The sequence below is a fragment of the Nocardia abscessus NBRC 100374 genome (assembly GCF_000308455.1).
GTDB classification, from domain to species: Bacteria; Actinomycetota; Actinomycetes; order Mycobacteriales; family Mycobacteriaceae; genus Nocardia; species Nocardia abscessus.
Genome location: NZ_BAFP01000139.1, coordinates 36,239 through 47,706 on the forward strand (window position 1 = coordinate 36,239; position 11,468 = coordinate 47,706).

The 11,468-nt window shown below is 69.4% G+C and carries 13 protein-coding genes; 3 read left to right on the forward strand and 10 right to left on the reverse strand.

Annotated features, from left to right (window positions below):
* Positions 1-21: 21 nt before the first annotated feature.
* The gene (locus tag ON19_RS27670; RefSeq protein WP_043699048.1) at positions 22-282 is read right to left on the reverse strand and encodes a glutaredoxin family protein; all 261 of its coding nucleotides are present in this window, start codon (positions 280-282) and stop codon (positions 22-24) included.
* A gap of 223 nt (positions 283-505) precedes the next feature.
* On the opposite strand from ON19_RS27670, the gene ON19_RS27675 reads away from it, so the two are divergent.
* Positions 506-1,453 carry an HAD family hydrolase gene (locus tag ON19_RS27675; RefSeq protein WP_051169392.1) on the forward strand — a complete coding sequence of 316 codons (948 nt, stop codon included), beginning with the start codon at positions 506-508 and terminating at the stop codon, positions 1,451-1,453.
* A 56-nt stretch (positions 1,454-1,509) separates the two neighbouring features.
* Here ON19_RS27675 and ON19_RS27680 read toward each other — a convergent pair whose 3' ends face one another.
* The 9 genes from ON19_RS27680 to ON19_RS27715 form a co-directional block, all read right to left on the reverse strand.
* A complete protein-coding gene (locus ON19_RS27680) occupies positions 1,510-2,517 on the reverse strand; it encodes a lysophospholipid acyltransferase family protein (protein WP_043699050.1) in 1,008 nt (335 codons plus the stop codon).
* The gene (locus ON19_RS27685) at positions 2,514-3,587 is read right to left on the reverse strand and encodes an NAD-dependent epimerase/dehydratase family protein (protein WP_051169393.1); all 1,074 of its coding nucleotides are present in this window, start codon (positions 3,585-3,587) and stop codon (positions 2,514-2,516) included. The genes ON19_RS27680 and ON19_RS27685 overlap by 4 nt, the downstream gene beginning before the upstream one ends.
* A gap of 209 nt (positions 3,588-3,796) precedes the next feature.
* A complete protein-coding gene (locus ON19_RS40770) occupies positions 3,797-3,898 on the reverse strand; it encodes a 30S ribosomal protein bS22 (RefSeq protein ID WP_003402602.1) in 102 nt (33 codons plus the stop codon).
* Positions 3,899-4,125: 227 nt separating this feature from the next.
* On the reverse strand, positions 4,126-4,428 hold the full coding sequence (locus ON19_RS27690) for a helix-turn-helix domain-containing protein (RefSeq protein ID WP_372478648.1): 303 nt from the start codon (positions 4,426-4,428) through the stop codon (positions 4,126-4,128).
* A gap of 145 nt (positions 4,429-4,573) precedes the next feature.
* Positions 4,574-5,392, reverse strand: coding sequence for a pyrroline-5-carboxylate reductase (gene proC, locus ON19_RS27695; protein ID WP_043699055.1), 819 nt, complete (start codon positions 5,390-5,392; stop codon positions 4,574-4,576).
* A gap of 32 nt (positions 5,393-5,424) precedes the next feature.
* Entirely contained in the window at positions 5,425-6,309 is an 885-nt protein-coding gene (locus ON19_RS27700) for a thioesterase family protein (protein ID WP_051169369.1), read from the reverse strand.
* Positions 6,310-6,449: 140 nt separating this feature from the next.
* Positions 6,450-7,334 carry a sugar phosphate isomerase/epimerase family protein gene (locus tag ON19_RS27705; protein ID WP_043699623.1) on the reverse strand — a complete coding sequence of 295 codons (885 nt, stop codon included), beginning with the start codon at positions 7,332-7,334 and terminating at the stop codon, positions 6,450-6,452.
* A gap of 127 nt (positions 7,335-7,461) precedes the next feature.
* Positions 7,462-9,054, reverse strand: coding sequence for an Rv0497 family membrane protein (locus ON19_RS43155; protein WP_051169370.1), 1,593 nt, complete (start codon positions 9,052-9,054; stop codon positions 7,462-7,464).
* Positions 9,051-10,085: a Ppx/GppA family phosphatase gene (locus ON19_RS27715; protein ID WP_043699057.1), complete on the reverse strand. Its 1,035-nt coding sequence runs from the start codon at positions 10,083-10,085 to the stop codon at positions 9,051-9,053. The genes ON19_RS43155 and ON19_RS27715 overlap by 4 nt, the downstream gene beginning before the upstream one ends.
* A 65-nt stretch (positions 10,086-10,150) precedes the next feature.
* On the opposite strand from ON19_RS27715, the gene ON19_RS27720 reads away from it, so the two are divergent.
* Both ON19_RS27720 and ON19_RS27725 read left to right on the forward strand, forming a co-directional pair.
* Positions 10,151-11,023 (forward strand): DUF3109 family protein, encoded by an 873-nt coding sequence (locus ON19_RS27720; protein ID WP_051169371.1) that lies wholly within the window; start codon positions 10,151-10,153, stop codon positions 11,021-11,023.
* Positions 11,024-11,131: 108 nt separating this feature from the next.
* Complete coding sequence (locus ON19_RS27725; protein ID WP_040870397.1) at positions 11,132-11,461, forward strand: hypothetical protein; 330 nt, start codon at positions 11,132-11,134, stop codon at positions 11,459-11,461.
* Positions 11,462-11,468: the final 7 nt, after the last annotated feature.

Consider the following 11,468-nt stretch of genomic DNA (forward strand, 5'->3'; position numbering starts at 1 on the left):
TCGGACGGAAAACGCCGTACCTCAGCGCGTCAGGTCCACCCGCAATCGGGTCTCGTCGACATCGAAATAGCTGTGTTCGCGGCCGTCGAGCAGGACGACGGGAAGCCGGTCGCCGTACTCGGCGCGCAGGCCAGGGTCGGTGGCGGCGGCTTCGTCGACGTCGACGGTCCCCGGTTCGATACCGAATTCGGCGCAGATCACGCGCAGCCGTTCCAGTGCCGTCGCACACAGTCCGCAGCCCGCGCGAGTCAGCAATGTCACCGAATGTGTGGGATTGGTCATGACCGATATTTAATCCGGGCCGCGGAGATCACACCGCCTCGGTGCGCGCCACGCGAATGTGTCGCGCGCCGCCTTCTGCCGTGACTGTCACCCGATCCGGCTACTGTTGACATGGTTCGCGCGACGGGCGGAGGTACTGGTGCCGGAACGATCGAAGGTGGCGAGGGCCGGATTCATCGCGGGACGATTCGGTGAGTTTCCGGCGCGATGGAATCTGAGCCAGATGGGCCAGGGTCTGCAGGACCAGCTCGCCCGTATCTCGCGCAGCCCCTTCGGCCCGAGTGAAGAGGAATTGCGGGCCAATCTCGCCGGTGAGGCGAGCGCGGACGCGGCGCTGACCCTGCACGACGCGGAACTCGCCGCGGGTGAGGCGGCGCCGCCGGGCCCGGAGGCGCCGCGCGACTTGACCGCCGCCGCGTTCTTCGACGTCGACAACACGATGGTGCAGGGCGCGTCGATCGTGCATTTCGCCCGCGGTCTGGCGGCGCGCAAGTACTTCAAGACCTCCGATCTGGTGGACGTCGCCTGGAAACAGGTGAAATTCCGGGTCACCGGCAAGGAGAGCAGCACCGATATGGCCAGCGGCAAGGAGAAGGCGTTGGCCTTCATCGCCGGGCGCTCGACCGCCGAGCTTGCCGCGCTGGGCGAGGAGATCTACGACGAGATCATCGCCGACAAGATCTGGCCCGGCACCCGCGCGCTCGCGCAGATGCATCTGGACGCGGGCCAGCAGGTGTGGCTGGTGACCGCCACCCCGGTGGAGTTGGCTCAGGTGATCGCGAAGCGCCTCGGCCTCACCGGCGCGCTGGGCACCGTGGCCGAGAGCGTGGACGGCACGTTCACCGGGCGGCTGGTGGGCGACATCCTGCACGGACTCGGCAAAGCGCACGCCGTGCGCACACTGGCGATCCGTGAGGGCCTGAACCTCAAGCGATGCACCGCGTACTCCGACAGCCACAACGACGTGCCGATGCTCTCGCTGGTCGGCACCGCCGTGGCGATCAACCCGGACTCGGACCTACGCGAAGTCGCCAAGAACCGCGGCTGGGAAATCCGCGACTTCCGAACCGGCCGCAAAGCCGCCAAGATCGGCGTGCCCACCGCCCTAGCCCTGGGCGCGGCAGGCGGCGCGGTCGCAGCGGCGGTCACCCGCCGCCGCGACGGCCACTGACCGACGGCCCCAGCAACCGAGCACGCGCGGCCGTTCGCGGCCGCGCGGCCGACAACTCAGCCCGTGAAGACGTTGCGGCGTTTGGTGAGCAGCTTGTAGAGCGTCTGCTGGATCGTCTCGCGCACCTGATCCGTGATCTCGAACATGGTCATCGGGTCGTCGGCGGCCTCGGGCTCATAGGGCGTGGTGGGGATCGGGGTGCCGAATTCGATGTACCACTTGGACGGCAGCGGTACCGCGCCGAGCACGCCGAGGTGCGGGAACAGCGGCGTCACCGGGAAGTACGGGAGGCCGAGCAGCCGGGCCAGCGGCTTCAGATCGGCCAGCTTCGGGTAGATCTCCTCGGAGCCGACGATGGAGCACGGGATGATCGGCACGCCGGTGCGCACCGCGGCGGCGACGAAACCGCCGCGACCGAAGCGCTGCAGCTTGTAGCGATCGGTGTACTGCTTGCCGACGCCCTTGAATCCTTCCGGGAACACGCCGGTCAGTTCGCCGGAGCGCAGCAGCCGTTCGGCGTCTTCCCGGCAGGCCAGCGTGTGGCCCGCGCGGCGCGCGAGCACACCGAGCACCGGCGTCTCGAAGATCAGATCGGCGGCGAGCAAGCGCAGCGCGCGCTGTTTGGGGTGCCGGTCGTGCACGGCCAGCTGCAGCATCAGCCCGTCCAGCGGCACGGTGCCCGCGTGGTTGGCCACGATCAGCGCGCCGCCCGCCTCGGGGATGTTGTCCATCCCGCTGACCTCCGCCCGGAACCACAGCTCCGACAGCGGGCGCAGCGCGGGCAGGATGACCGACTCGAGCAGATGCTCGTCGAAACCGAATTCGTCGACCTGGTAGTCGCCGGTGAGCCTGCGGCGCGCGAAATCCGCGGTCTTGGTGATCTGCTTGCCCAGCGCGCCGCGCAGCATTCCCGACAGCGACTGCGGCGGGGCGGGCGCTGCCGCCGCGCGCCGTTCCGTCAGCGAGGTCACCGGACTCGGGACGGCCAGGCGGCGTGGCACCGGCCGCTGGCGCGCCTCGATCTGCAGATCGTGGAGTTGGATGACTTTCGCTACGTCGTTCATTGGTGTGCTCCCGTATCGGCCCCGAGCAGGCCGAGCAGTTTGTGTTCTGCGGCGTCGATCCACGCTGGATCGACCACGGGCCGCAACGCTGCGCCCCCTATGAAGTCGTCGAACGCCTGTACCGTCGTCCAGCGCGGCTCGAACCCGAGCTCGGTGCGCATGCGCGTGGTGTCCAGGCCACATCCGAAGTGGAAATAGTCGAGCTGTTCGGCGGAGAACTCCCGCATGACGGGGCCCATGAGCAGGCGCCCCGCGGTGCGGAACACCGTGAAGGGAACCGGCAGCTCGATCCGGCCTGCCCGCCGGACCGCCTGCGACAACGACAGCGCGCCGTCACCCGCGATGTTGTAGGTGCCGCTCGCCGCGGTTCGTGCAGCGTGCGTCAGCGCGGCCACCGCGTCCTCTTCGTGCAGCAGCTGCATCCTGGCGTCCCGGCCGAATACGGTAGGGGTTACCGGCGAACGCAGATATTGCACGCCGCGCGCGGCCAGCCGGGGGCCCACGATCGGCGCGAATCGCAGAATTGAAGTGGCGATATCGGGACGTCGCCGGGCGAGGCTCCGAACGTAACCCTCTATATCGATCATGTCCCGCGCAAACCCACCGCGCGGTGGTGTGCGCGCGCTCATTTCCTCACTGAATTTCGCGGGGTCCTTCGCACTGCAACCGTACACCGCCGAGGAGGAGCGCAGCACGACCCGGCGCACCGAGGACACCTTCTGACACACCGCGAACAGCTGCATGGCGCCGAGGACGTTGTGATCCTTCATCGCGGGGCGCCCGCCGCCCGCGGGTGGACGCGCCAGCACGGCGGTGTGCACCACGGTATCCACCTCGCCACCATCGATCACCTTACGGATCAACGGGTTTCGGATATCCGCTCGCACGAACTCCGCGCGGCCCATGCGCCGCTGCAACTCTCGCCCCGGCGTCATCGTGTCGACGGCGAGAATGCGCTCGATCCCGGGCTCCTGAGCGAGCCGGGCGACGACCGTGCCACCGAAGAAGCGGCTGGCCCCGGTGACCAGCACGACTCTCGGTGTGTGACCTTCCCGACCCTCAGAACCCACCGGCACCCGCTTCCCTTGCCAGCCGCCTTTGTGATTATTCCCAGTGCCCAGCGTAGCGGGTACCTACCCGCTCACCGAGAGTATTAACCAGGATCTAACGATGACTTCAGTCACGCGATACAAATGAAGATTTTCAAAATTTCAAGTTTCAAACAAAAGGCCCGTCACCTATTGGTGACGGGCCTCCGCAGCTAACACGCAGCGATGCCTTACTTGCCGAGTTTGCGCCGCTGGACACGCGTGCGGCGAAGCAGCTTGCGGTGCTTCTTCTTCGACATGCGCTTGCGGCGCTTCTTGATCACAGAACCCATAGGGTTGTCCTCGCGTTCTCTCTACTCGGCGCGCACGCTGCCCGTGCGCGATTGCCGGACGCCCGTCGGCCGGTACCCCGGCCGACCGGCCGGGGTCGCTCGGCTGGCCTCACGTCCCGTGCTCGCGCCGCCGGATACCACGGGGCACCCAACAGCGATGCCACCGGCGGGCGAACACGAACCGAGGGTCTATCGTACCGGCACGCCCCTGCGGTCTCGAAACCGCCTCATCCAGCGTCGAAATAAGACGTTTCCAGATAGTCGTGTACCGCCTTGGCGTGTACCCGGAACGATCGGCCGACGCGCACCGCGGGCAGCTCGCCCGAGTGCACGAGCCGGTAGACCGTCATCTTGGACACCCGCATCAGATTCGCCACTTCGGCGACGGTGAGAAACTGGGTGCCGCCGCCGAGCACAGGTTGCCCCTGCGTCGCGGCCTCACGCTGTACACGGGAATTCCCCCGATTGCCTGCGGGACCGGAGCCGCCGGACGCTCCGGAATTCGCAGACATCTTGTTCGAAGACATCATTGCACCATTGACCTCCGGCACGTCCGCGCCGCCGGCTTCCCCACCGGCGGAACAGACACGCACGTGCTCCTTGAAGCTTAGCGGGACCAGTGGTGTTACTGCGACGGGAGTGAGAAATCGGGTTTTCCGATTTGAAACAGACCGGTCACTCCGCTGACGCGCCCTGTTCGGCGGACCTTTGCTTCGCTGCGAAGAGGCCCTCCCAGAACGCCGAGCGTAGTCCTCCGCGCTCCAGCTCGCGGATCGCGGCCGCGGTGGTGCCCGCGGGCGAGGTGACCGCGGCGCGCAGTTCCGCGGGGGTCTGGCTGGAGCCGTCCAGCAGGGCGGCCGAGCCGACCATGGTCTGCACGACGAGCCGGGTGGCCACGTCCCTGGTGAGCCCGAGCCCGACCCCCGCGTCCACCATGGCCTCGACTACCAGGAAGAAGTAGGCGGGGCCGGAGCCGGACACCGCGGTGACGGCGTCCATCTGGCTCTCCGCCACGGTGACCACCTTGCCGACCGCGTCGAGCACCTCGGTCACCAGTTCCAGATGCTGCTGGCGCGCGTAGCGGCCCGGCGCGATGACGCTCATCCCCTGCCCCACCAGCATGGGCGTATTCGGCATCACCCGGACCACCGGGAATCCGGCGGGCAACTTGCCCTCCAGCCGCGCGGTCGGCACACCGGCCGCCAGCGAGACCAGCACCTGATCGCGATCGCTGCCGATCTCCGCCTTACCCAGCGGTGCCAGCACGGCGTCCACGTCACCCGGTTTCACCGCGATCACCAGCAGATCGGCGCCGACCGCGGCATCCGCCACGTCGTCGGTGACCCGGATGCCGAAGCGATCGGCGATCTGATGGGCCCGTTCCCGATGGGTCTCCACGACGACCAAGTCCTTGGTCAGCCGCCCCGACTCCAGCAACCCGGCGACCAGCGCCTCCCCGATGCGCCCGCCACCGATCACCGCAATTCTCGTCATGGGGCTCAAGGCTAGACGGCGCGCGCCGACGCTCAGCGCTGGGGAACGAGCGCCAGCTGACGACTCTGCGCGACGACCGCGCCGGTCGAGTCGAGCACCAGTTGATCCTCGTCGAACATCCGCCCGCCCACCTCGTGGGTGGTGGCGATGATCCGCAGCCAGCCCGGCGCGGGCCTGCGGCGCAGGTAGGTGGTCATCTGCACGGTGGGCGCCCAGCCGAAGTGGCCGAGGTTCATCGGCACCGGCGGACTCATGTCGGCGCTCATCATGGCGAAGTACATCGCGACGTCGGGATCCTGCTCGTCACCCGGGCGCGGACGCATCCACAGCCGCAGGCGCGGTTCATCCTTCGCGCCGTCGAGGAAGCGGGCCCACTCGCGGTCGAGATAGATCTCGGCGCCTCGGCCCACGTGCACGATGTCGCCCATCGAGGAGCCGGGCTCGTAGCCGATCGCGTCGGCGGGCGGCTGCGCCGGCATATCGGCGTGCTCCGGCGCGTAGATCGGGTCGGCGTCGTCGAGGCGGCTGAAGGTCAGCGCCGTGCGCACCAGGACGCGGCCGTCCTGGACGAGGTCGGCGTCGGCCAGGCAGATCTGGCGGCCGATCTTGCGGACACGCACCTCGTATTCGACCTCGCCGGGGTTGGGGGCGCCGAGGAAATCGGAACTCGCGGCGATCGGGGCCATGCCGACCAGGGCGGGATCGGACGTGCGCAGCCAATTGGTCGCCGCCGCCGCGCTGGCCGCGACCATCGTCCCGCCGTGCACCTTCGGGCCGATGGTCCAGATGTCATCGATGACGCCGAGGTAGCGGCCGGTTCCCTGGGTCGAGGGGCGGGCTTCGGTCAGCGCGCAGACCTTGCTGAACGGTGCGTCGGTCGTGGCGGCCCGGCCGAGGTCGGTCAGCTCCGTCGTCATCCTCACTCCTGTCCTTCGTCGGCCGCACCCGATGGCGTCGTTCGCGGCGATGTAGCGCGCAGCTGCCGAGCGGCGTTCGTACAGCGTACAACGCACCGCGCGGACAAACGCATCGCGCCGTAGCGGAGGAGCGACCAGCGTCACATCGGCGGCTCGGACGACCCGCGGTGCGCGCCGCTGGGCGTGGGCGCGGCAGCGACGGTCAGATGCCTGCGGGCGAAGGCCAGCGTGCGGTGCAGCATCGCGGCCCGGTCCTTGGTGGTGCGCGCGTTCTGCGTATTGATCTCGGCGACGGCCTGGCCGGAGAAGCCGGTGTCCACCAGGTTCGCGCACACTTCCACGCACGGCTGGGTGCCCTCGCCGGGAACGAGATGTTCGTCGTGCGCGGCGCCCCGGCCGTCGGCAAGGTGCAGATGGGCCAGGCCCGGGCCCATGCGGGCAGCCAGGGCCAGCGGATCGGCGCCCGCGGTCGCGGTGTGCGACAGGTCGAGGGTGTAGTGGCGGAAACCCGTCTCGGTCGGGTCGTAGGAGGGGCTGAACGCCGTGAGCGCCGGACCGGGGCCACCCCGGCGCTCCAGCCGTTTCACCGCGCCTTCGCGCCGGCCGAACAGCGTGTCCGCACGCATCGGGAACATGTTCTCCACCGCGACGATCACGGGGCTGTTCTCTTCCAGTTCGGCCACCTGCTCGGCGAACCCCGCCGCGTAGCGGCGCTGCCAGCGGAACGGCGGATGCACCACCACCGTGCTCGCGCCGAACGCCTCGGCGGTGCGCACACTGCGCGCGAGTTTGGCCACCGGGTCCGAGCCCCACACCCGCTGCGAGATCAACAGACACGGCGCGTGCACGGCGAGCACCGGGACGTCGTACCTGCGGGAGTATGCCTGCACGGTGGCGATGCTCTGACTGGCCGGCTCGGCCCAGACCATCAGTTCGATGCCGTCGTAGCCGAGCTCGGCGGCATAGCGGAACGCCGCCTCCGTGTTCTGCGGATACACCGAGGCCGTCGAGAGGCCGACCTTGATGGGTTTCGGATCGGGCGCGCTCCCCTGGTCTCCCGGCGAGCCCGCGCCCGTGCGCGACCCCACCTCCGGCGTGTGCCGCACTCCGGTCTCGTTCGCCTGCCCGATGTTCCCCACAGCCGCTCCCTACTCAGTTCGTACTGAGAAGAAAGGCTAGTGGCCCCAGCGTGACGAAGATGCCCACGACGACGGCGATCACAGTGCTGAGGATGTCGTCGGTCCTGCGCAGAATCCGCACGAGGGCCACCAAGCCCAGAATCACTATCATCGCCAGCGCCAGCGCCACCCAGGGGAGCATCTCCCACATGCGCTCGAAGCCCTTGAACAGCAACATGCCCGCGACGGCGGCGCCGGTGCTCTGACCGCCGAGGATCATCCACTGGCGCCGGTTGGCGTCGTCCTCCGTCTTCTTCGCCGCCCGAGACCGGCGCGGCGCGGTGGCCCTGGTCGCGGCGCGCGGCTCGTCGTCGATGTCGTCATCGTCGTCCAGCGCGATCGGCTCGTAGACGTCGGTGACGCCGTCCAGGTCGGCGACGTCGGCGGCAGCCCGCCCACCGCGCCCACGGCGCCCGCCGCGCTGCGCTGCCCCGCGCTCGGCACGGTCGACGCCGTCGCGCAGCAGGTCGCCCGCGACCGTCTGGCCGGAGAGCAACTGCTGGTCCTGGCTGGCCAGCGACCACGCGGAGGTCGGGATGCCGCCGGATTCCGGCGCCGGATCGGCCTGCGTCTTGTGCCGCCGGGCCGACCAAGCGGGCAGACCGTTCTCGCCCGTGCCGTTGCGCCGGGCTGGTCTGCGCTGCGCCTCCGGCTGGGGCTCGGGTGGAACGGGCCTGCCGGGTTTCGGTCTCGGATCCGGCGGCGGCGGGAGTGGAAGCGGGGCCGACTCCGGAGCGAAACCGCCGGTGGACGGTGACCAGGCCGCGGTGGACGGGCCGAGATCCTCGGCCGCTTCCGCGGCCTCCGCCGCCCTGCGCCTGGCCGCGCGACCGCCTCGGGCGCCGTTGCGCTCGGGAAGGGGCGAGTGGCCGAAGGCGGGCTCGTCGAGTTCCGCGTGGCCGTTGCGGCCCGGTTCGGCGACCCGGCGATCGGACAGCGCGTCCCGGCCGAACGGCTCGGGCTGGATTTCGTGCCAGGACCGTACCTCGGTGGCCTCCTCGTCGGGCTCCTCCCGCCTGCGCCTGCGTCCCGAACGCGGGGGCGTCTCCGCGACGCCGCCACCCAGCGGGTCCGGCACATACGGGCCGGGCGCGGCCGAAAACAGGTCCGACACCGGGGTGTCCGGCGAGAGCGGATCGTAGGTGCCGTGCCGCGAGGAGGGCATCTCCCGGCCGGGCATGACGCGGCTGGATCGCCCGGGCGGCGGATCGGCCCGCGGCGGGTCGGGCTGCGCGTAACCGGCCAGCGGGTCGTACATCGAGATCGGGCCCGACATGGGCGAATACGACGACGGGTCGGGCTGCGGCTCCGGCGCGTAGGAAACCGGCTCCGGGGCCGGAGGATCGAACGAGGGCGGCGCGTAGGCCTGCTCCTCCGCGCCGGAATCGGGCGCTGCGTGCGCGGAATGGCCACCACCCTCCCGGATGACCGGCAGGTCGCCGGTCAGTTCGGCGACGGAGATGCCCCTGCCACCGCGGCGGCGCCTGCCGCCACCGGAGGAGCCGCTCTGCTGGCCGTTACGCGCCAGCAGTTCCGCGACCGACAGCTGTTTGGAGTCCTCACTCATGACGACACCGTCCCGATCGAGCCAGGCAGCGGCGCGCCACCGCCGGGCGCGGGCCTACCGTCTCCGGTCGCCGCGCCCGCTGAGTACGTTGCTTCGGGTCCACCATTCATATCGGTATCCAGTTTGCGCAGGATCAGCCCTTCGCGCAGCGCCCATGGACAAATCTCCAAGGATTCCAGCGAAAGTGCCCGCATACTCGCCTCCGCGACCAATGCGCCGGCCACCAATTGCTGTGACCGATCGGAACTTACGCCTTCCAATTCTGCACGGTCCGACGCCGTCATCCGCGAGATGAACGCAATCAGTTGGCGCAGACCCGAGCCCGTAAGTGTACGGCGCACCCGCGGACCGGCCCCAGAGGGCGCCGCTCCGGTCAGCCGGGCCAGGGATCGGAATGTCTTGGATGTGCCGACGGCCAGATCGGGCTTGCCCGGCTCGAGCAGCTTCTTCGCCGGAACCACCAGCTCGGCGTCGAGCCAGTCGCGCAGCACGGCGACCCGGCGCTTGCCCGGCGGGTCCTCGCGCAGCCACTCCCTGGTCAACCGGCCCGCGCCCAGCTGCAAGGACAGCGCGACATCGGGCTCCTCGTCGCCGCCGTTGGTCATCTCCAGCGATCCGCCGCCGATGTCCAGATTGAGAATGCGCCCGGCGCTCCAGCCGTACCAGCGGCGCACCGCGAGGAAGGTCAGCCGCGCCTCGTCGACGCCGGTCAGCACCCGCAGGTCGACGCCGGTCGACGCGCGCACGCGGCCGAGGACCTCTTCGGAGTTGGCCGCCTCGCGCAGGGCCGAGGTGGCGAACGGCATCAGCTCGACGCACTTGGACGTCTCGGCGATGCTGGCGAACTCGGCCACCGTATCGATCAGCTTCTGCGCGCCCGCCTCGGTGATGCAGCCCGCCTCGTCGATGTTCTCCGCCAAGCGCAAGGTGGCTTTCGTCGAGCTCATCGGCAAGGGGTGACCGCCACGATGCGCGTCCACCACGAGCAGGTGAACGGTATTGCTTCCGACATCGAGTACCCCAAGCCGCACATGAACACGGTACTGGGTGATGCGGCACTTCAGCCCAGGCGACTGAACTGTTAGCGTCCTATTCCGTGACGGTAGGCGCATCCCCGAGCAGCCCGACCCGGCCCCGACCAGCGGCGAAGATCGACCCGGCCCCGGAAGTGGATCCCGACTTTCCCCGCGAGTGGATCGAGTTCGTCGATCCGGCAAACGACGAGCATCTGATCGTCGCGGATCTGACCTGGCTGCTGTCCCGATGGACGTGCGTGTTCGGCACGCCCGCCTGTCAGGGCATCCTGTCCGACCGGCCGGATGACGGCTGCTGCTCGCACGGCGCGTTCCTCTCCGACGACGACGACCGCAAACGACTGGGCCGCGCTGTGAAAATGCTCACACCCCAGGATTGGCAGCTGCGCGGCGAGGCCGTCAACGAGCAGGGCAAGCTCACCAAGAGCGGCTATCTGGAGCTCGACGAGCTGGACGACGAGCCTGCCCTGCGCACGCGCCGGTTCGAGGGGGCGTGCATCTTCCTCAACCGTCCCGGTTTCGCGGGTGGCGTCGGCTGCGCCCTGCACACGATGGCCCTGCGGCGCGGTATCGAGCCGCTGGAGGTGAAGCCGGATGTGTGCTGGCAGCTGCCGATCCGCCGCACCCAGGACTGGGTGGACCGGCCCGACGGCGTGCAGATCCTGCGCACCGTGATCACCGAATACGACCGCCGCGGCTGGGGGCCGGGCGGAGCCGATCTGGACTGGTACTGCTCCGGTTCCCCGGACGCCCACGTCGGCAGCAAGCCGGTCTGGCAGTCCTACGGTCCCGAGCTGACCGAGCTGATCGGCGCGCCCGCCTACGCGGAGCTGGCCCGGCACTGCAAACGCCGCGAGGGCCTCGGCCTGATCGCAGTCCACCCGGCGACGGTGCACGCCGACCGGATGCGGGATTCCGCGGATCCGGTCGCCTGACCGTTTGCTGGTCGAGCGCCCAGTCCGGTCGCCGCTCGCCATCCGGCCGAGCGGGGGTTCACCCGCTCGCCATGCGAGCTTCACCCGGATCGGGTTTGATGTGCCGTTATGTCCAAGAAAGTTCTCACCGCGGCGACCATCGCACTGGGCGCTGCCCTCTCGCTGACCGGAGTAGCCCACGCCGAGCCGAACGGCGACCCGCACAAGTTCTACGACTTCACCACGGAGTTCGTCGCGGCCACCGATCCGGCCGCGGTCAACGCCAAGGCCGCAGGCAAGCTCCTGATCGCGAGCCCGTACGGCACCTCGCACACCATCGCCTGCCGTGGCACCAACACCGCGGACCTCTACGACTGCATGCAGGAAGACGATCTGGGCTGGATCACCCTGCAGAAGACCGAGACCCCGCTCGGCACCACCTGGATCTACTTCCCCTGACGTACGC